Source organism: Actinocrispum wychmicini (assembly GCF_004345645.1).
Lineage (GTDB): Bacteria > Actinomycetota > Actinomycetes > Mycobacteriales > Pseudonocardiaceae > Kibdelosporangium > Kibdelosporangium wychmicini.
The window spans coordinates 530,125-552,712 of sequence record NZ_SLWS01000002.1 but is presented as its reverse complement, the minus strand read 5'-3'; the positions used below and the strand labels follow the sequence as shown (position 1 = coordinate 552,712).

Genomic DNA, 22,588 nt, shown 5'->3' with positions numbered 1-22,588 from the left:
CACGCCCAACGACCGCAGCACATTCCACTTCGCGGGACTCGCGGTCCCGTAGACTTCCACACCCCAGTGCTGAGCCAGTTGCAATGCCGCCATACCGACACCACCTGTGGCGGCGTGCAACAACAACGATTCCCCACGCTGCACGCCGGCCAGTTCCTTCAGGCCGTAGTACGCCGTCAGGAAAGCGACCGGCAGGCCAGCGGCCTGAGCGAACGAGAAACCGTGTGGAATCTTGGCGATGAGCCGGTGATCCGTGACGGTGACGGGGCCGCCCCCGCCGCTCAGCAAGCCCATCACCCGGTCGCCGACAGAGTAGCCCGTGACATCGGCGGCGATTTCGACGATCACCCCCGCGCCCTCGCTGACCGCCGGCCGGCCGTCGTCCGGGGCGATGTCCAAAGCCAGCAGAATGTCCCGGAAGTTCACCCCGACCGCCCGCACAGCGATCCGAACCTGACCAGGCCCCAAAGCAGTGGCCGGACTGGCCTCCATCGCGACACCGTCCAGCCCACCACTCCCAGTGAGCACGAGCCGCCAGTCCGCACCGGGTTCAGCCAGCTCACCGTCCCGACTCAGCCCGACCAACCGAGGCGCGTACAGCTTCCCTTGGCGCACAGCAAGTTGAGGCTCATTAACAGGAAGCGAAGCGGGAATCTCATCGTCGGTGTCCAGGAGCACAAAGCGCCCAGGATGCTCCGCCTGCGCCGACCGAACCAACCCCCACACAGCGGAATTGGCCAAATCCACCACATCCTCACCCCGACGAGTAGCCACCGCCCGACAAGTAACCACCACCGTCCGCCCCACCCCCTCGGCAAGCCCCCGCTGTAGCACCCCGAGCACGCCGTCGGCCTGCGTGTCTCGCGTTCCCGTACGGTGTGTCGCGCATTCCCGTACGTCGAAATTCCCCTTGCCGCCCTCCACCTCAACCCACTCCAGGTGGAACAGTGCGGACGGCATCGGCCGTACCGTAAGGGAATCGGCGTGCGCCACCAGATTCCCGGCGGTGTCCGTGGCAGTGAGTGCGACGGCATCGACGCCCACTGGGGAGATCCGTACTCGCAGCGTGGTGGTGCCGGTTGTGTGCAGACTTACCTCGTTCCACGCGAACGGAAGCTTGACCTGGTCGGTGTCCAACGCCAATGCGTGCAACGCGGAATCGAGCAACGCGGGATGGAGGCCGAATCCAGCGGGGTCAACGTCATCCGGCAACGTCACTTCGGCGTAGATATCGTGGCCGTGCCGCCAGACACCGCGTAGGCCCTGAAACGTTGGCCCGTAAACATAGCCGTGTCCGGCGAGCCGCTGATAGACACCTGTCAGATCCGCCGGAACGATGTCGGCCGGCCACTCCTGCGGTTCCTCGTGACGCGTGCTCTTGCGCACCGCGCCGGTGGCGTGCCGGATCCACGAATCGTCGCCGTGCCGGGAATGAATGGTGATCGGCCGTGCTCCGGCGTGGTCGGGACTGCCCACCGAGACCTGGAGTTGGACGTCGGTCGTGGTCAATGGCGTCTCCAGGACAAGCTCGTCCACCAGGTCACAGCCGGCCGCCGCACCCGCGTGCAGAGCGAGTTCGACGAACACACTCCCTGGCACCACACAGTTTCCGGCAACGACATGGTCGGACAGCCAAGGGTGCGTCCGCGGAGACATGCGGCCGGAAAGGACAAAGGTGTCCGTGCCGGCGACCTCCACGACCGAATCCAGTAGCGCGTGATCACCCCGTGGTGGATCAGCGGGTGCGCTCAGCCAATAACGACTGCGTTGGAACGGATACGTTGGTAGGTCAATTGGCCGGCCGGTGAGCACCTTTGGCCAATCGACGGCGACGCCATGCACATGGGCGTCTGTCACGGATGTCAGGAACTGACTCCAGTCGCCTCGATCCCGGCGCAGTGTGCCGAAAGCGTCATCGAGGACGGGTGTGAGGATCGGGTGGGGACTAACCTCGATGAACAGTCGACGGCCCCCCTCGAAAAGGGCCTTCACGGCACGGTCGAACCGCACTGTCCGCCGAAGATTCTCGTACCAGTAGTCGGTGTTCAGTGCGGTGGTGTCGTCGACAAAGCCGCCCGTGAGCGACGAGTAGAACGGGATTTCGGCCTGGCGCGGCTTGATGTCGGACAGCGCCGCGAGAAGACGTTCGCGGAGTTGATCGATATGCGGGGAATGAGAGGCGTAGTCGACCGGAATTGCACGGGCGCCTTCGGTGATCAGGTGCTTGAGCGCGTCGAGATCGCCCGCGACGACGACCGAAGACGCGCTGTTGACCGCGGCGATTTCAAGGTTCCAGGGCTCGATCAGCCGCAGCGCCTCGTCGACCGACACGGAGAGGGCGGCCATGCCCCCGGTGCCGGCGAGCGTGGCCAGGGCTTGACTTCGCAGAGCCACTGCTTTGACCGCGTCCTCCAACGTGAGGGCCCCGGCGATGTGCGCGGCCGCGATCTCGCCCTGGGAGTGGCCGACGACCGCGGCCGGCTGGACCCCCACCGACTGCCAGAGCCGGGCCAAGGCGACCATGACCGCGAACAACGCCGGCTGGACGACATCGACGCGTTCCAACGGCGAGTCGCGGAGGACGTCAACCAGTGACCAGTCCACAAAGGAACTGAGCGCCTCGTCGATGTCCCGGATGCAGCCGGCGAAGACCTCGGACGTGTCCAGGAGATCCGCGGCCATCCCGGGCCACTGCGAACCCTGGCCAGGGAAGACGAACACGGCCGTGGCTTCCGGGTCCGCGCGGCCCTGGAGCACGTTGATCCCGCTCGTGCCCCTGGCCAGGGCTTCGAGTCCGGTCTGGTCGGCGCCCAGGACCGCAGCGCGGTGCTCGAACGATGTTCGGGTCGCCAATGTGAAGGCGACGTCCTGAGGGTTCTCGCCGTGGTGGCCAAGGAGCTGTTCGGCTTGGGCACGGAGGGCTTGCGGGGTCTTGGCCGACAGGAGCCAGGGGAGTGGCACTCGATGAGGTGGGGTGGAGACTTCGGTGGCAGGCGGCTGTTCGAGGATGACGTGGGCGTTCGTGCCGCTGATGCCGAACGACGACACCCCGGCTCGTCGCGGTCGGCCGGTATCCGGCCACGGCGTCGTCTCAGTCAGCAGCCGAACCGTTGACCAGTCGACACGCGGTGAAGGCCGGTCGACGTGCAGGGTCTTCGGCAGGACGCCGTGACGCATCGCCATCACCATCTTGATGACGCCGCCGACTCCGGCCGCGGCCTGGGTGTGGCCGATGTTGGACTTGAGCGATCCGATCCACAGTGGACCTTCGCGGTCGGCACCGTACGTCCTGAGCAGGGCGTGGGCCTCGATGGGGTCGCCGAGCGTGGTTCCGGTGCCGTGCGCTTCGACCGCGTCGATGTCCTTGGTTGTCAAGTGGGCGTTGGCCAGCGCTTGGCGGATGACACGCTGTTGGGACGGGCCGTTGGGTGCGGTGAGGCCGTTGCTGGCGCCGTCCGAGTTGACCGCGCTGCCGCGGATCACGGCGAGAATACGGTGTCCGTTCCGTTGAGCGTCGGACAGTCGTTCCAGGAGGACCAGGCCGGTCCCTTCGCTCCAGCCGGTGCCGTCGGCGCCGGCCGCGAAGGGTTTGCAGCGGCCGTCCGGTGCGAGCGCCCTTTGTTGGCTGAATTCGAGGAAGATCGCTGGGGTAGCCATCACGGTGACGCCACCGGCCAGTGCGAGCGTGCATTCGCCTTGTCGCAAAGACTGTGCCGCGAGATGCATCGCGACGAGTGACGAGGAGCAAGCGGTGTCGATGGTGATCGCCGGCCCTTCCAGACCGAACGTATAGGCGACCCGGCCGGACGCGATGCTCCCCGCGCTGCCGTTGCCGATATAGCCGTCGAAGTTAGCTGGATTGTTGTGCAACCGCGTGCCGTAGTCGTTGTGCATGACTCCCGCGAACACGCCGGTTCGGCTGCCGCGGAGTGTGATGGGATCGATTCCGGCCCGTTCCACGGCTTCCCAGGCCGTTTCGAGCAACAGTCGTTGTTGCGGATCGGTGGCCAGGGCCTCACGGGGGCTGATGCCGAAGAAGTCCGGGTCGAATTCGTGGGCGTCGTAAAGGAATCCGCCTTGCCGGGTGTACGTCCGGCCTGATCTTGGACGCGGGTCGTAGAGTCGCTCGACGTCCCAGTCCCGATCGGTCGGGAACTCGCCGATGGCGTCGATTCCCTGCGCCACCAGCCGCCACAGATCCTCGGGCGAACGTACCCCGCCAGGGTATCGACAGCTCATGCCGATGATGGCGATGGGTTCGTCCGCGGCGACGGCTGGAACCGTTGTGGGTTCGGCAGTTCCGCCGAGATAGTCGGCCAACGCGGTGGGAGTGGGGTAGTCGAAGATGAGCGTCTCGGGCAGTTCACGGCCGCAGATGGCGCTCAGCCGTTCATGGAGTTCCAACGCGGCCAACGAATCGAACCCGAGATCGCTGAACGTCATTGTCGGGTCGACGGATGAACTTCCGAGCGCTTGTGCGGCCTCGGTACGGACCAGTTGCAACAGATCTTCGGTCGGCTCGGATGTGACGGGAGCCGATGAATCGGGTTCAAGCCAGAATCGGCGCCGCCGGAAGACGTTCGAGGGTATCTCGACCAGTTTTGTGCTGCCGGGCGGTGCTTGTTCGAGGATGACGTGGGCGTTGGTGCCGCTGATGCCGAATGACGAGACACCGGCTCGACGTGGCCGTCCGATATCGGGCCATGCGGTCGCCTCGGTCAACAGCCGCACTGTCGACCATTCGACGTGCGGTGTGGGTTCGTCGATGTGCAAAGTCTTGGGCAAGGAGCCGACGCGCATGGCCATGACCATTTTGATGACACCGGCGACACCGGCGGCGGCCTGCGTGTGGCCGATGTTCGATTTGACCGACCCCAGCCACAACGGCCGGTCCCGCTGCCGGCCGTAAGCGGCGAGCAACGCGTTGGCCTCAATGGGATCGCCGAGTTTCGTGCCGGTGCCGTGCCCTTCGACCACATCGACATCGCCCGGCGAAAGCCCGGCGTTGGCAAGAGCCTGCTTGACGACCCGCTGTTGCGCTGAGCCGTTGGGTGCCGTCAACTGACTGCTTGAGCCGTCCTGGTTGATCGCGCTCCCGCTGAGCACGGCGAGAATGGGATGCCCATTGCGTTGGGCGTCGCTGAGCCGTTCCAACAATACGAGCCCGACGCCTTCGCTCCATGCGGTTCCGTCCGCGGCCGCCGCGAAGGATTTGCATCGCCCGTCGGGCGACAGTCCGCGTTGCCGGCTGAACTCGACAAATGTACTTGGTGTCGCCATCACAGTGACCCCGCCAGCCAGCGCGAGCGTGCATTCGCCTTGCCGCAAAGACTGTGCCGCGAGATGAATCGCGACGAGCGAGGACGAGCAGGCCGTGTCGATGGTGATCGCCGGCCCTTCCAGACCGAACGTGTAAGCCACTCGTCCGGAGGCGATGCTGCCCGCGCTGCCACTGCCGACCCGGCCCTCGAACGCTTCGGGTACCGGCCGCAATCTCGACCCGTAGTCGCTGTACATCACCCCGGCGAACACGCCGACCCGCTCACCCCTGACCGAATCCTGGGCGATGCCCGCGCTGTGCAACGCCTCCCAGGCGGTCTCCAACAGCAGTCGCTGCTGGGGATCGGTGGCGAGCGCCTCACGTGGATTGATCCCGAAGAACTCCGGGTCGAACTGGTCCGCGTCGTACAGGAAGCCACCTCGTCGGGTGGAGGACTTCCCCGGCCGTTCGGGATCGGGATGGTAGAGGCTGTCGACGTCCCAGCCCCGGTTGCTCGGGAAGTCGCCGGTGGCGTCGACTCCCTGGGCCACCAGGCGCCAGAGATCCTCGGGCGAACGTACCCCACCAGGGTATCGGCAGCTCATCCCGACGATCGCGACGGCTTCACCGGTTCGCCCTTCGAGATCGGCCAGTCGCGCACGGGCGTCGCGCAGGTCCGCCAGGGCTCGCTTGAGGTACTCCCGAAACTTGTTTTCGGTGGTCACGACGCTTCACCGCCACTCAATTCGCGGTCAAGGGCGGCGAACAGTTCGATATCGGTTGTGGCGGTGAGTTCGGAACGCAGATAGTCGGCGAGCGCGGCGGGGGTGGGTTGGTCGAAGGCCACGGTACTGGGCAGACGCAGGCCGGTGGCGGTCTCGATGCGCTCGTGGAGGTCGATCGTGGCGAGCGAGTCGAAGCCCATGTCGAGAAAGCCCCGATGGGGATCGACTGTGTCCGGTGTCGCGTGGCCGAGGACCGCCGCCACGTTGGCGCGCACGAAGTCCAGCAGGTTCGACAGGTCGATCGGGATCAGCGGCGTGGTGGTCGTGGAGCCGAGCCAGTAGCTGTGGCGACGGAAGACGTGGGTCAGGTCGGCAGGGTCAGAGCTGCCCGGCGGGGCCTGTTCGAGCACGAGGTGGGCGTTGGTGCCGCTGATGCCGAACGCCGACACACCAACACGATGTGGCCGACCTGTGTCGGGCCATGCGGTCGCCTCGGTCAACAGCCGCACTGTCGACCATTCGACGTGCGGCGACGGCTGGTCGACGTGAAGGGACTTGGGTAGCGTGCCGTGCCGCATGGCCATCACCATCTTGATGACGCCGCCGACGCCGGCTGCGGCTTGGGTGTGGCCGATGTTGGACTTCAGTGATCCGATCCACAGTGGATGGTTGCGGTCCGGTCCGTAGGTGTCGATGAGGGCTTTGGCTTCGATGGGGTCGCCGAGGGTGGTTCCGGTGCCGTGGGCTTCGACCGCGTCAATGTCTGTTGTGGACAGACCGGCGTTGCTGAGGGCCTGCCGGATGACTCGTTGCTGGGATGGGCCGTTCGGCGCGGTGAGGCCGTTGCTGGCGCCGTCGGAGTTGACCGCGCTGCCCCGTATGACGGCCAGGACGGGATGGCCGTTGCGCTGGGCGTCGGACAGTCGTTCCAGCAGCACCAGGCCGACTCCTTCGCTCCAGCCGGTGCCGTCGGCACCCGCCGCGAAAGGCTTGCAGCGGCCGTCCGGAGCCAGTGCGCGTTGCTGGCCGAACTCGACGAAGAGAGCCGGTGTGGCCATGACCGTGACCCCGCCGGCCAGCGCCAGCGTGCATTCGCCTTGCCGCAGGGACTGCGCCGCAAGATGCATGGCGACAAGCGAGGACGAGCAGGCTGTGTCGACAGTGATCGCTGGTCCCTCCAACCCGAACGTATACGCCAACCGCCCGGAAGCCACGCTCGACGAGTTGCCGATCGACAGGTAGCCCTCGAAACCTTCAGGTTTGCCGGCCGCGTAGTCGTTGTGCATCACTCCGGCGAACACACCGGTCGTGCTGCCGCGCAACGAGCCCGGGTCGATTCCGGCTCGTTCGAACGTTTCCCAAGCGGTTTCGAGCAACAGGCGTTGTTGCGGATCGGTTACCAATGCCTCGCGGGGGCTGATGCCGAAGAACTCCGGGTCGAACTGGTCCGCGTCGTACAGAAAGCCCCCGCGACGCACCACGGAGTCGGTGTCCCAGCCCCGGTTGAGAGGGAATTCGTCAATGGCGTCGACACCTTCCGTGACCAATTGCCACAGGTCCTCCGGACTACGGACGCCGCCCGGATACCGGCATGCCATTCCGACGATCGCGATGGGCTCCGCGGCCGGCGCGGTTGCGGACACCGCCTTAGGTTTGGCAGTGCCACGCAGGTACGCGGCCAACGCGGTCGGCGTCGGATGGTCGAAGACGATGGTCGCGGGCAGTCGCTGGCCGGTCGCGGCACTCAGCCGGTTGCGAAGTTCCAACGCGGTCAACGAATCGAAACCGAGATCCTTGAACGCGCGCCCGGCATCGATCGAGTCCGATGTGGAGTGTCGAAGAACTGCGGCCGCTTCGGCACGTACCAACTCCAGCATGTCCCGGGTGACCTTGTTCCGGCGATTCGCGACGCGGTGAAGCTGCGCCGGGACGAGGAACGGTCGGTCGCTCGCCAGCGCGGTGTCCAGGAGGGCGAGGGCGTTTTCGGTGGTCATGGGGGTGATGCCGAGGTTGCTGAGTCTTGCGCGGTCGGCGTTGTGGGTCAGGTTGCTGGTGTCGGCCCAGAGTCCCCAGGCGAGCGATACGACGGGGAGGCCTTGGGCGTGGCGGTGTTGGGCGAGGGCGTCGAGGAAGGCGTTGGCGGCGGCGTAGTTGGCTTGGCCGGGTGTGCCGAGGACTCCGGCGATGGAGGAGAAGAGGATGAGTGGGGCGGTGGTGAGGTGGTGGAGGTGCCAGGCGGCGTCGACTTTGGGTCGGAGAACACGGTCGAGTTGTTCGGGTGTCATGGATTCTATGAGGCCGTCGTCGAGGACGCCTGCGGTGTGGATGACGGCGGTGAGCGGCTCGATGGTGGCGAGGAGTTCGGCTAGCGCGTCGCGGTCGGCGACGTCGCAGGCGGCGATACGGATGCTGACGCCAGGGATGTGGAAGTCCGGATCCGGGTGTCGGCTGGCGAGGGCGAGCTGGTGGATTCCATGGTGGGTGACGAGGTGGTGGGCGACGTGTTTGGCGAGTGTTCCGGTTCCGCCGGTGATGAGGACGGTTCCGTTGGGGTCGAGCCGTCTGTCTGCCGTGTTGGTGATTGGGCTGAGTCGGGGGATGTAGGCCTGGCCGTCGCGGAGGGCGAGTTGGGGTTCGCCGGTGGCGACTGCGGCAGGTATGGCGTCGATGGAGGTGTCGTCGGTGTCGATGAGGATGAATTGGTCGGGGTGTTCAGCTTGGGCGCTGCGGACGAGCCCCCAGACCGGCGCGTAGACCAGGTCTGGTGTTTCGGTATGAACCGCGCCCTTGGTGACGATCACCAGTCGTGATGTCGTGTTGCGGATCAGTTCCAGCACGTGGTTGGTGACGTCACGAACGGCCGACGGAATGTCGTCGCCGGTGTCGCCGGACAGCACCACGACCTCCGGTTCTTCGACAGCGTCTCCCAATGGCACGTTCACCCAGGTCAATTCCTGCAACGAACTATGCCGAATCGGCCGGAGCGCAAGGGACTCGATGTGAGCCACCGGCCGGCCGGACGTGTCGACGATCGTGACCGTATCCTGGGACAACCGAACGCGAAGGGTCGTCGGGCCGGTATCGCGCAGCCGAACCCCGCTCCACGAGAACGGCACCTGTGGAGAGTTCTGGGCCAGTCCGAGCGGTTGCAGCGCGGCGTCCAGCAGCGCGGGATGCAGCACGAACCTGCTCCCGTCGACGCCGGCCGGCAGAGCGACTTCGGCGTAGATGTCCGTGCCCTGCCGCCACATCTCACGCAGGCCCTGGAACGCGGGGCCGTAGTCAAAACCGCGCGCGGCGAGATCGTCGTAAACGTCGTCGACGGGGGTGGCCCCCGTGGGCGGCCACTCGAAGACCTCCTCCGGGGGAGCGCCGGCGGAAAGGAAGCCGGTCGCGTGGCGGGTCCAGGTGTGTTCGTGCTGGGAGTGGATGGTGATCGGCCGCCGGCCTGAGTCGAGACCGCCCACGGTGACTCGCAGACTGATCTGGTCGTGCGGAACGAGCGGGGTCTCGATGACCAACTCGTCGATCTGTCCGCACCCCACATGGTCACCGGCTCGGGCGGCCAGCTCCACGAAGGCCGCGCCGGGCAGCAGGGTTTGCCCCGCCACCGCATGGTCGGCGAGCCATGGGTGCGTTCGCAGGGAGAAACGGCCGGTGAACACCGTCGCGTCGTCGGCCAACTCGACGGCCGCACCCAGCAGAGGATGACCCATCGGCTGGCCGAGATCAGGCGCGTCCAGCCAGTACCGTCGCCGTTGGAACGGGTAGGTCGGCAGTTCGACCTGTCGCCCGGTCACCAAAGCCGACCAGTTCACGTCGACTCCCCGGACGTAGGCCTCCGCGACCGAGGTCAGGAACCGGTCGAACCCGCCGTCGTCCCGGCGCAGCGTGGCCACCGCGACCGCGTCGACGATCTCCTGGATCAGCGTGGGGTGTGGGCTGACCTCGATGAAGACCCCATGCCCCCGGTCGGCCAACGCCTGGGTGGCCTGTTCGAACCGGACCGGCTGCCGGAGGTTGGCGAACCAGTATGCGGGATCCAGGGTGTCCAGCGGTTCGCCGCTGACCGTGGAGTAGAACGGGATGGTCGGCCGGCGTGGCTCGATCGGTGCCAACGCGGTCAGCAACTCCGTGCGGACACTGTCGACATCCGGTGAATGCGACGCGTAGTCCACAGGAAGTCGTCGCGCGCGAACGTCGCCGTTGAGAACCTCGGCCAGATCACGAGGTGCACCCGACACCACCACAGAACTGGGTCCGTTGATCGCCGCGACGGTCAGCCGGTCGCCCCACCGCGAGACGACCTCGTCGACCGGCAACGCCACCGAGACCATGCCGCCGCTGCCGGCAAGGCCAGCCAACGCCTTGCTGCGCGCGGTGACGACACGTGCCCCATCCGCCAACGACAGGGCGCCGGCGACGACGGCCGCGGCGATCTCGCCCTGCGAGTGGCCGACGACAGCATCCGGCTCGACACCCACCGACCGCCACAGCTCGGCCAACGACACCATGACCGCGAACAAAGCCGGCTGCACGACGTCCACCCGGTCCAGCGGCTCCTCGAACACGTCGAGCAATGACCAGTCCACGAACTCGCCCAACGCGTCTGCGCATGCCCGCATGTGACGGGCGAAGACGTCGGACGAACCGAGCAGGTCCCGTGCCATGCCGACCCATTGCGGGCCCTGGCCGGGGAAAACGAACACGACCTTCCCAGGCGCGCCGGCCACCCCACGGACCACGTTGGGCGCGGGGTGGCCCTGGATCAACGCCCTGAGCCCGTCAGGGAAGTCGCCGACGATCACCGCCCGGTGGTCGAACGTGGCACGTGCCGCCAGCGAGACCCCGACATCCACCGGATCTATGTCCAAACAGGACTGGAGGAGTTCTGCCTGAACAGGCAGGTCTGCCGCACGCTTGGCCGAGATCGGCCAAGCCACGAGGTCTGGTCGGGCCGGGGCGGGTGGTTCGATCTCAGGGGCTTCAAGGATCACGTGGGCGTTGGTGCCGCTGATGCCGAACGAGGACACGCCTGCCCGTCGTGGCCGGCCGGTGTCCGGCCAGGGGACCGGTTCGGTAAGCAGCGAGACGGCGCCACTCGACCAGTCCACATGGGACGACGGCGAGTCGACGTGCAGGGTCTGCGGAAGCCGTCCGTGCCGCATGGCCATCACCATCTTGATGACGCCGCCGACTCCGGCTGCGGCTTGGGTGTGGCCGATGTTGGACTTCAGTGATCCGATCCATAGTGGATGGTCGCGGTCTGGTCCGTAGGTGTCGATGAGGGCTTTGGCTTCGATGGGGTCGCCGAGGGTGGTTCCGGTGCCGTGGGCTTCGACCGCGTCAATGTCTGTTGTGGACAAATTGGCGTTGCTGAGGGCCTGCCGGATAACGAGTTCCTGAGCAGGGCCGTTCGGCGCGGTGAGGCCATTGCTGGCGCCGTCGGAGTTGACCGCCGAACCACGGACCACGGCCAGCACACGATGACCGTTGCGACGGGCGTCGGACAGCCGCTCCAGCAGGAGCAGCCCGACACCCTCACCCCACCCCGTGCCGTCGGCGGCGGCCGAGAAGGACTTGCACCGCCCGTCGGGGGACAGCCCGCGTTGCCGGCTGAACTCGACGAACGTGTTCGGCGTCGCCATCACGGTCGCCCCTCCGGCGAGAGCGAGGTCGCATTCGCCCTGCCGAAGCGCCTGCCCGGCCAGGTGCAGCGCGACCAGCGAGGACGAACACGCCGTGTCGATCGTCACGGCCGGCCCGGTCAGGCCGAAGGTGTACGCGATCCGACCGGAGGCGACACTCCGCTGGTTGCCGGTCAGCAGCAGACCCTCGAAGCCGTGGGGCGCGCGCGTCAGCCGGGAGCCGTAGTCGTCGTACATGACTCCCGCGAACACGCCGGTCTTGTTGCCGTGCAACGACATCGGGTCGATTCCGGCTCGTTCGAACGCTTCCCAGGCGGTTTCGAGCAGCAGCCGTTGTTGCGGATCGGTGGCGAGGGCTTCCCGTGGGCTGATGCCGAAGAACTCGTTGTCGAACTCGTCGGCGTGGTCAAGGAAGCCGCCGTGCCGGGTGTAGGTCTTGGTCGGCCGGTCCGGGTCCGGGTCGTAGAGCGTCTCGATGTCCCAGCCGCGGTCGGTGGGGAAGTCGCCGATGGCGTCCACACCGTCGGCGACCAGCCGCCACAGATCCTCGGGCGTCCGGACACCACCCGGATAACGGCAGCTCATCGCGATGATGGCGATGGGCTCGCCGGTCGGAACCACGGGCGCGTGATCAGGCCTGGCGGCCCCGCTCAAGTAAGCGGCCAACGCGGTCGGGCTGGGGTGGTCGAAGACGACTGTGGTGGGCAGCCGCGAACCAGTCACCGAACTCATCCGGTTGCGGAGTTCCAACGCGGTCAACGAATCGAACCCGAGGTCCTTGAACGCTCGACGCGGATCGATCGCGTCCGGTGTGGAGTGACCGAGCACGGCGGCGGCGTTCGCGCGCACCAGGTCGAGCATGGACCGCCCACGGGTCGGTTCGATCAGTTCGCGCGACAGCGGCGCCACCTGAGGCCGCAGGTCGGCGGGAACGAGAACCGGGTGATCGAGGGCGAGCGCGGTGTCCAGCAGGGCGAGAGCGTTTTCGGTGGTCATGGGGGTGATGCCGAGTTTGGCGAGTCTGGCCCGGTTGGCGTTGTGGGTCAGGTTGCTGGTGTCGGCCCAGAGCCCCCAAGCGAGGGAGGTGGCGGGCAGACCCTGGTGGCGGCGGTGTTGGGCGAGGGCGTCGAGGAACGCGTTCGCGGCGGCGTAGTTGGCTTGGCCGGCGCTGCCGAGGATGCCCATCACCGACGAGAACAGGATGAGTGGGGCGGTGGTGAGGTGGTGGAGGTGCCAGGCGGCGTCGACTTTGGGTCGCAGAACACGGTCGAGTTGTTCGGGCGTCATGGAGTCAATGAGGCCGTCGTCCAGGACGCCCGCAGTGTGGATGACGGCGGTGAGCGGCTCGATGGTGGCGAGGAGTTCGGCTAGCGCGTCGCGGTCGGCGACGTCGCAGGAAACGGTCCGGATGTCGGCGCCTGGGATGTGGAAGTCGGGGTCTGGGTGGCGGCTGACCAGTACCAGGTGGCGTATCGCGTGGTGGGTGACGAGGTGGTGGGCGACGTGTTTGGCGAGTGTTCCGGTTCCGCCGGTGATGAGGACGGTTCCGTTGGGGTCGAGTCGACCGGCCGTACTGGTCACTGGGCTGAGTCGGGGGATGTAGGCCTGGCCGTCGCGGAGGGAAAGTTGGGGTTCGCCGGTGGCTACTGCGGCGGGAATGGCGTCGATGGAGGTGTCGTCAGTGTCGATGAGGATGAATTGGTCGGGGTGTTCGGCTTGGGCGCTGCGGACGAGCCCCCAGACCGGCGCGTAGATCAGGTCTGGTGTTTCGGTATGAACCGCGCCCTTGGTGACGATCACCAGTCGTGATGTCGTGTTGCGGATCAGTTCCAGTACGCGGTTTGTGACGTCACGAACGGCCGACGGGATGTCGTCGTCGGTGTCGCCGGACAGCACCACGACCTCCGGCGGGTCGACCGGATCGCCCAACGGCACCATCGTCCACTCCGGACGGAACAGCGTCGCGCCCGACATCGGTCGCAGGACCAACGATTCGATGGCGGCCACCGGGACTCCGTCAGTGTCGCTGATCGCAACCGCGGCGGTGTCGTCCTCGGCGACTGTCAACCGCACGCGCAGACCCGTCGCGCCGGTCGTCCGCGCCTGGACGTTGACCCACGAGAAAGGCACCCGGGTGGCACATCCCGCCGGGTCGCCCGCGCCCAGCAGCAACGGATGCAGGGCAGCGTCCAGGAGAGCGGGGTGGATCACAAAACCAGCGGCGCCCTCAGGCAGCGTGACCTCGGTGTAGATCTCGCGGCCGGACCGCCACGCCGCGTGAAAGCCCTGGAAGGTCGGGCCGTACTGGTAGCCCCGGTCGGCGAGGATCCGGTAGACGTCGGTCAGGTCGATCGGCACGGCTCCGGCCGGCACGTCGAACGGTTCGAGTGTCGTTTCCCGCCTGGTCAGGATGCCGGTGGCGTGCCGCCTCCACGAGCCGTCCGGTGGCCGCGAGTGGATGCTGATCCGGTGGTCGTTCGTGACCGAGACCCGGAGATCGACGGGCTCCTCGGTCAGGACAAGCGGCGCTTCCAGGGTGAGTTCGTCAAGGTGCTCATGGCCGACCCGAATGCCGGCGTGCAGGGCGAGTTCGACGAACGCGGTCCCGGGGAGGACAACGTTTCCGGCGACGGCGTGGTCCGCCAGCCACGCGTGCGTGCGCAGCGAGATCCGGCCGCTGAGCAGCAGGCCGTCGGGATGCTCCACGGCCGCGTCCAACAACGGGTGGCCGGCTGTGCCAAGACCTGCCGCCAACCAGTACCGCTGTCGTTGGAACGGGTACGTGGGCAGGTCGACACGGCTTGTATGCCCCGCATACACGGCCTTCCAGTCGACCGTGGCGCCGCCGCAGTACGCCTCGGCCAGGGACGCGGTGAGGTCGCCGTGATCACGACGCAACGAGCCGATCACCACGGCCTGGGTGTCCGCGGCCTCGATGGTCTCCTGCATGCCGACGGTGAGTACGGGATGCGGGCTGACCTCGATGAACAGCCGGTGCCCCCGGTTCAGCAACGCGCGAGTGGCCTGGTCGAACCGGACGGTGTGCCGCAGGTTCCGGTACCAGTACTCGGCGTCGAGCGTGGTCGTGTCGGCCAGGTCGCCGGTCACGGTGGAGTAGAACGGGATCCGGGACGGCCGTGGTGTGATGCCGGCGAGCAGGTCGACCAGTTCGCGATGGATCGGCTCGACGCGCGCGGAGTGCGAGGCGTAGTCGACCGGGATCCGGCGGGCACGGATCCCGTCGGCCTCGCATCGCGCCACGAACTCGTCCAGTGCATCGGGATCACCGGACACGACTGTGGCGGCCGGTCCGTTGAACGCGGCGATCTCCAGGCCGTCGATCGCTGTCGGCGGCAGCGCGACGGACACCATGCCGCCGGTGCCGGACAGGCCGGTCAGCACCTGCGACCGCCGGACCACGATCTTGACGGCATCCACCAACGACAACGCGCCAGCCACGTACGCGGCCGCGATCTCGCCCTGGGAGTGGCCGACGACCGCGGCCGGCTCGACGCCGACGGACTTCCACAGCTCGGCCAGCGAGACCATGACCGCGAACAGCGCCGGTTGGAGGACGTCGACCCGATCCATCCCCGGTGCGCCCCGCAGCACGTCCGTCAACGGCCAGCCAAGGATGTCCTCGCAGTCCTGGATGTGCCGGGCGAAGACCTTCGAAGTGTCCAGCAGCTCGACCGCCATCCCGGGCCACTGCGCGCCCTGACCGGCGAACACGAACACCGGCTCGACACCGGCCGCCGTGCCGTGGATGACGTCCGAGCCAAGGAGGACGGCTCGGTGCCCGAAGGTCGACCGGGTCGCGAGCGAGCCGCCGACGTCCGCCGGGTGCAGCCCGACGGCCGCCTGCCGAACGCGCTGGATCTGCGTCAACAGGGCGGAAGCGGTCTTGGCCGACACAGGCCAGGGCGCGGGCAGTGACATCGAGCGTTCGACACTGACGTCGACGGGTGCCTGTTCGAGGATGAGGTGCGCGTTGGTGCCGCTGATGCCGAACGACGACACACCGGCTCGCCGCGGCCGCTTGACGTCCGGCCACGGGACCTGCTCGGTCAACAGCGAGACCGCGCCGGACGACCAGTCCACGTGCGGCGAAGGGCTGTCCACGTGCAGTGTGCGTGGCAGGACGCCGTGGCGCATCGCCTCCACCATCTTGATCACGCCGCCGACTCCAGCCGCGGCCTGGGTGTGGCCGATGTTCGACTTCAGCGACCCCAGCCACAGCGGGCTCTCCCGCCGCTGGCCGTACGTGCCGAGCAGGGCATGTGCCTCGATCGGGTCGCCGAGGGTGGTGCCGGTGCCGTGCGCCTCCACCGCGTCAACGTCCGCTGTGGACAGTTCCGCGCTGGCAAGGGCCTGCCGGATGACACGTTCCTGAGCGAGCCCGTTCGGCGCGGCCAAGCCGTTGCTGGCGCCGTCAGAGTTGACCGCCGAGCCGCGAATGAGCGCGAGGACGTGGTGTCCGTTCCGCTGGGCCTCGGAGAGCCGTTCGAGTACGACCAGACCCGCGCCCTCGGCCCAGCCGGTGCCGTCGGCGGACGCGGCGAAAGCCTTGCAGCGGCCGTCCGGCGCCAGCCCGCGCAGCCGGCTGAACTCGACGAAGATCCTCGGGGTGGCCATCACAGTCACCCCACCGGCCAGCGCGAGCGTGCATTCGCCCTGCCGTAGCGCCTGAGCGGCCAGGTGCAACGCCACCAACGACGACGAGCAAGCCGTGTCGACGCTGATCGCCGGTCCCGCCAGGCCCAGAACGTACGCGATCCGGCCGGACACAACGCTGGCCTCACGACCGGTCATCAGGAAGCCCTCGTAACCCGGCGAAGTCGGCCCGTAGTCCTGGGACATCGCGCCGACGAACACACCGGTCTGGCTGTCCCGCAACGAAACCGGGTCGATGCCCGCTCGTTCGACCGCCTCCCAAGCGGCTTCCAGTAGCACCCGCTGCTGCGGGTCGGTGGCGAGCGCCTCGCGGGGGCTGATGCCGAAGAACGCCGGGTCGAACCGGTCGGCGTCGTGCAGGAAACCGCCCGCGCGGGTGCAGATCGTGCCCGGCTGCTCCGGATCCGGGTGGTACCGCACGTCCCAGCCGCGGTTCGCCGGGAACTCGCCGATGGCGTCCACACCGTTCGCCACCAGCCGCCACAGGTCCTCGGGTGATTCGACCCCGCCCGGGTACCGGCAGCTCATCCCGACGATCGCGATCGGCTCGTCGCTCACCACCGGCGCGGGCAGGGGCGCGGCCGGCGCTTCCGCAAGGTGCCTGGCCACAGCTGCCGGTGTCGGATGGTCGAACAGCAAGGTGGAACGCAGCCGCAACCCGGTGGCCACGGCCAGTCTGTCCCGGAAGTCGACCGAGGAGTACGAGTCGAAGCCCAACTCCTTGAAGGTCAAAGCGGGATCGACGGCGTCCGGAGTGTCGTGCCCCAGGACAGCTGCCGCGTGGGCCCGAACCAGGTCGAGCGGCTCGACGACAGGCGCCACGATTCGGCGCGGCGGCGCCTTGTCGAACCAGTGGCTTTGGCGCTGGAACGGATACGTCGGCAGTCGCACCCGCCGGCCGTCGGGGACGGCGGAAGCCCAGTCCACGTGCACACCGTGCACGTGGAGATGCGCCAACGCGGTGAGGAAGGTGTGCTGCTCCGGATGATTGGCGCGCATAGTCGGGACCAATATGGACGGTCGTTCCGGCAAGCAGTCGCGGGTCATCGCGGTCAGGACGGAATGCGGTCCGATCTCAAGGTAGCTGTTCACCCCGTGGTCATGCAGAGCATGAACCCGTTCGGCATAATGAACGATATCTCGGATGTGTCGCGTCCAGTACTCGGCCGAACCGACGTCTGCGACCACGGGAATTCGCGGTGGGGAATAGGAAACACGCTCCGCAACCGAGCGAAACTCGGCTAGGACGTCGTCCATGTGCGGGGAATGAAACGCGTGGCTCACCTTGAGCCGACCCGACTTTCCCGGGAACTTCGCCGCCACTTCCAGAACCGCGTCAGTGTCTCCGGAGATCACCGTACTGGCCGGTCCGTTGAGCGCGGCGATGGCGACCCGATCTTCATAACCGGCCATCGCGGTCCGGACTTCTTCTTCCCCAGCCTGAACGGACACCATTGCCCCATCGGCGCGGGCCGCCTGCATGAGACGGCCGCGTGCGGCAACGAGAGTGCAGGCGTCGGCCAAGGAGAACACCCCGGCGACATGGGCCGCCGCCAGCTCGCCGACGGAATGCCCGGCCAGATAGTCAGGGGTCACCCCGAAATGCTCAAGGAGCCGGAAAAGCGCGACCTGCAAGGCGAACAGCGCGGGCTGGGCGTATTCAGTCCGTTCCAGCAGCGAGGCGTCATCGCCGAACAGGACGTCCCGCAGGTCGAAGTTGTCGACGACCTCGTCGAACGCGGCGGCGAAGGCAGGGAACGCGCGCAGCTCACGGCCCATGCCGAGACGTTGACTGCCCTGCCCGGAGAAGAGGAACGCCAGTTTGCCGGGATCCGAAACGCGGCCTTGCACAACCTCGCCATCGATGATCACCGCACGATGACTGAAGGCACTGCGTGTGGTGGCCAGGGAATACGCCACATCGGCCGGATCGGCGGCGACCTCACCCAGTTGCGAAATGTGCGCGTGCAGCGCGGTTTCGTCCTTCGCCGACACGATCCACGGCACGATCGAGCTGTGCGCGCGAGGTTCCGGCTGGGACACGGCGAATTCAGTAAGAACTACGTGACAGTTCGTGCCGCCCATGCCGAACGAACTGACCCCGGCGACCAACGGCCGGTCAGGCCGCGGCCACGGCCCCAGAACCCGCTGGACCACGATGTTCCCGGGCACAGCCGGATTCGGCGTCTCGAAGTTCAGGCTGGCGGGGAGCTGCCGACGCGCGATGCTCAACGCGGTCTTGACCAACCCGGCGATGCCGGCGGCGCCCTCAAGGTGACCTATGTTGGTTTTGACCGAGCCGACCCGGAATCGGCTGGGAATGGCCGAACCGAGCGCGGCCGCCTCAATCGGATCACCGACAGCAGTTCCGGTGCCGTGTAGTTCAATATACTGAACGGCAGTCGGCGACACCTGTGCTCGTTCGTACGCCAGCCGCAGGACCTCACGTTGTTGTTCGGAGCTCGGGACGGTCAGTCCGTCGGTGTCGCCGTCGTTGTTCACCGCGCTGCCACGAATCACGCAGTAGATCAAGTCACCGTCAGAAATGGCTTTGTGCAACGGTTTGAGGACCACGACTGCGCCGCCTTCACCCGGCACATAACCGTTGGCTCTGGCGTCGAACGTGTAGCAGCGGCCGTCCGGCGACAACGCGCCGAACTTCTCCGCCGCGTCGGGCGCGCTGAGGTTCAGGTTCACGCCACCCGCGACGGCCAGCGGCACCTCCTCCCGGTACAGGCTTTCGACCGCCAGGTGGACCGCGACCAGCGACGACGACTGCGCGGTGTCCACAGTGAGACTGGGACCCCGCAGGCCCAGGTGGTAGGAGACCCGGTTGGCGATCATCCCGCGTTCCCCGCCGGTAAGGCTGTGGGGCGTGATGTCTTTGCGCAGCAAGGCATAGTCGTCCCGCATGGCACCGACGAACACACCGGCAGGGCTGTCCCGCAGCCGATCCGGGACGATTCCGGCGTCCTCCAGGGCCTCCCAGCTCAACTCCAGCATGAGCCGCTGCCGCGGATCCATCGCCGCGGCCTCGCGCGGCGAGATCCCGAAGAACGCCGGATCGAACTCGTCGACCCGGTCGAGAAAGCCGCCGTACCGCGGGCCGGCGCCCCACCGGTCGGTGGTGGTGATCGCGTCCTGCCCCTCAGCCAGCAACCGCCAGAACGCCTGCGGGTTCGCGGCCATCGGCAGGCGGCAGGACAGTCCGACGACGGCGACCTTCATCGCGGTGCCAGCCGGCTTCGTAGTCGTTCCACACCCACCAACGCGTTGATCGCGGCCCGCCGCAACGGATTGCCACCGCGCATCCGCAGCAGCGAGGCGATGGACCACAGACGGGTTTCGACGACATGGCCGGGCGAGCCATGCACGTCGTCGTGGTCCAGGAACTCCACCCGGCGCACCCACTGTCTGATCCGCTCGACGTCACCGGCCGGGATGATCTCGTCCCGCCGGCTCACCACGCAGGCCACTGGAATGTCCAACGAGGACAGTTCGGCCTGGGTCAACGCCCAGTCCCGCATGTCCTTGAGTTTCGTCCCGGACATGTGCGCCAGCGTGTCCACAGTGACCCTGGGCAGGTCACGTTGCCACGCGGTGTCGGTGAAGAACTCGGCGACCGGCGCGCCGGCCATGACAATGCCCTTGATCCTGTTGTCGGACACGGCACAACGCAGAGCCATGTGTCCACTGAAGCTCATCGCCAGGGTGTACGTCCGCGTCACGTCCGCCTGATTCCCGACCGCGTCGAGCACTCTGGACAGCATCTGCCAGCTGTCGCGGTCGTAGCGGAGTTCGTTCTCGCCGACGCCGGGCATCTCGGTGACCACCCCCGCCATCCCCAGGCGCCGAACCTGGCGGAGCACCGGTGCCCACTGCTCTTTGATGCTGACCAGCCCACCCATGATCACCAACAGCGGCTTCGGGGCCGCCAGGGACAGGCCGGTCGCCCAGCACCGGACCCGACCCGTCGTCAGGTCCACCTCCAGCCGTTGGATGTCCGGATCGTCCTGGCGCCATTGGTCGAAAGTGGACACACAGTCGGCGAGCGCGTTGTGCCGCGCGGGGCCGTCGACGTACGGGAATCTGGCGAGGTTGTAGTGCCGGGTAGCTTCCAGGAGGCGTCCGCGCTCAGCCAGTTCGGCGGCCGACTGCGACCATTCCCGCGCCCACGAGCCGGGCGCGTCCTCGTCGTCGTTCGTGATCCGGCGCAGCACGTCTTCGTAGCCCAGGATGTTCTGGGCTCGGGCGTGCACGACCACGAACCGCTTCAGCTCATCGACGTCGTTCATCGCACGCTCACCGCCGCCCGGTCGAAGCTCTCCAGGGTCTCCTTGATCTCAGTCAGCACGTCGGCGGCCTCGGCCCCGTCGATCACCCGGTGGTCGAACGTCAGGTTCAGCCGCATGACCGGCGCCACCACGATCTGGCCGTCCCGCACCACCGGCCGGTCCACGATCCGTCCCACGCCGATGGTGATCGTGGTGCCGCCGACCGAGTAGAACCCGTCCACAGACCGATGCCCGAGGGACGTGACCGCGAACGTGCCCAACCGGACCGCCCGAGTCCGCAATGGACGAACAACGAGCCGGAACGCCAACGCCCCCAACGGCCAGGGGAGGCGGTGCAACGCCCGCGCACCAGCGAACTCCGGCATCTGCGCGGGATCTCCGTCGCGGTAGTGGTCGACCTGCTCCTGGATCTCGGCCAGGTCGGCCTTGTCCAGGCCAGGCAGGACTGCCGCGAGCACGATCCGTTCGCCGTTGAGCCGCTTGTCCAGCGCCAGCTTCCCGTCCACCGAGGAGTACCGCGCGATCCTGCGGCCACGGATCGCCGCGTTGGCCTGTGGATGCCGGGCGAGCACCCGGGCAGTGCTGTGCAGCACGTACGTCACATACGAAAGGCCCTCGGCGGCGCGATGCCGCTGCACCCGGGTCATGTCGATCTCGGTGTCGAGGAAGACCGGCGCGATCTTTCTTGTCTCGTCAAGGAAGTGCAGGGTGTGCCGGCGCTCCCGGGCGATCCTGGTCGTTCTCACCGCTCCACCGCCAACAGGTAGATTTGTTCGAGGGTCTTCGCCTCAAGCACGTCAGGCATGGAGATCCGCCGGCCGGTGCGGCGCTCCATGATCAGCAGCAACGTCAGCAGGTGCACGGAATCCCAGCCGGGCAGTTCGGCCAGGTCGCGTGCGATGTCGTCGGCCGTCACCGGCAGGCCGATCTCGTCCCGGACGATCGCGACGAACTCGTCGACGCTGGTCACGCCTTCTCCACGGCGAACCCGGCCTTGATCCACTTGCTGGACTCGATCGCGACGCACACCGCCCGCTGACCGGCCGTCATCCGGCCCAGCAGCCGCTCCAACTGCAGGAACGGCAACGCGTTGCCCGTGTTCCCGGTCTGTTCGACACAGTTGACCGGCACGGCGTCGACGGCCAGTTCCCGCGTGATCCGTTCGGTCATCCGGCCGGACAGCTGGGGCGGCAGCAGAAAGTCGAGGTCCGCCTTGGCCCAGCCCACGGCGTCCAGCAGTTCCTTGAGGATCTCGGCGGCCATCAACGGCACGGACTCCTCGATGGCCTTGTAGTCCTCGCTGACGGCCGGCCGTTCGGCATTCCGGTCGACCGGACCGAACCAGTCCAGGACCTGGCCGGGCGGCCGGTTCAGCCCGACCAACCGGTTGATCACACACCGGAGCACCGGACCCGGCGACGCGGGGTCCGCGCTGAGCACGGCCGCGCCGGCGCCGTCACCGAACAGCACGACGTTCACCAGTTGGGACGGCGGCAGCTTGCGCAGGTCCACCCCGAGGTCGAAGAACTTGGCGCAGACGTCGCCGCCGATCACCAGCGCGGTGCGGCACTGGCCGCCCATCAGCATGTGCCGGGCCACGTCCAAGGCCTGGACAGCGCCGCAACACCCGGACTGCAGTTGGTACGTGGGAACGCCGTCGATGCCGAGCCGGTCGGCGATCACGTTCACCGTCGCCGGCATCAGCTTGTCCGGCGTGGCGGTGCCCAGGACGACGACGTCCACGTCGCCGGGAGTCAGACCGGCGGCGGTCAACGCCCGGCGCGCGGCCGTTTCGCCCAGTTCGGCCAGACTTGACCGGATCTCGCCGGTCGCCAGGTCGACCGCGAGATGGCGGGTGGCGGTGCCGATGAAGACGTCGATCCACTGCTCCCACAGCGGCTCCATGCCGAACCGGCGGGCCAGCGTCGGGTTGTCGACCGACGGACCGGGCAGGGCGGACCCGGCCGAGGAGATTCGGATGTCCAA

At 67.4% G+C, this 22,588-nt stretch carries 6 protein-coding genes (1 of these 6 cut by a window edge); all 6 read right to left on the bottom strand.

Going from position 1 to position 22,588, the window contains the following annotated elements; genetic code table 11:
- Tightly spaced (each overlapping or abutting the next), the 6 genes in view from EV192_RS10965 to EV192_RS10940 form a layout consistent with a single transcriptional unit that may run on beyond the window.
- Positions 1–5,985, bottom strand: partial view of a type I polyketide synthase gene (locus tag EV192_RS10965; RefSeq protein WP_132114018.1) — the 5' portion only. It extends 1,398 nt beyond the left edge of the window; only the first 5,985 of its 7,383 coding nucleotides appear in the window; it begins with the start codon at positions 5,983–5,985; the stop codon falls past the left edge of the window.
- Complete coding sequence (locus tag EV192_RS10960) at positions 5,982–19,535, bottom strand: type I polyketide synthase (protein WP_132114016.1); 13,554 nt, start codon at positions 19,533–19,535, stop codon at positions 5,982–5,984. The genes EV192_RS10965 and EV192_RS10960 overlap by 4 nt, the downstream gene beginning before the upstream one ends.
- The gene (locus EV192_RS10955) at positions 19,532–20,602 is read right to left on the bottom strand and encodes an alpha/beta hydrolase (protein WP_132114014.1); all 1,071 of its coding nucleotides are present in this window, start codon (positions 20,600–20,602) and stop codon (positions 19,532–19,534) included. Before EV192_RS10955 ends, EV192_RS10960 begins: the two co-directional genes overlap by 4 nt.
- Positions 20,599–21,348 (bottom strand): 2-oxo acid dehydrogenase subunit E2, encoded by a 750-nt coding sequence (locus tag EV192_RS10950; protein WP_243726770.1) that lies wholly within the window; start codon positions 21,346–21,348, stop codon positions 20,599–20,601. Before EV192_RS10950 ends, EV192_RS10955 begins: the two co-directional genes overlap by 4 nt.
- A complete protein-coding gene (locus tag EV192_RS10945; protein ID WP_132114012.1) occupies positions 21,345–21,572 on the bottom strand; it encodes an acyl carrier protein in 228 nt (75 codons plus the stop codon). Before EV192_RS10945 ends, EV192_RS10950 begins: the two co-directional genes overlap by 4 nt.
- Complete coding sequence (locus tag EV192_RS10940) at positions 21,569–22,588, bottom strand: 3-oxoacyl-ACP synthase III family protein (RefSeq protein ID WP_243726769.1); 1,020 nt, start codon at positions 22,586–22,588, stop codon at positions 21,569–21,571. Before EV192_RS10940 ends, EV192_RS10945 begins: the two co-directional genes overlap by 4 nt.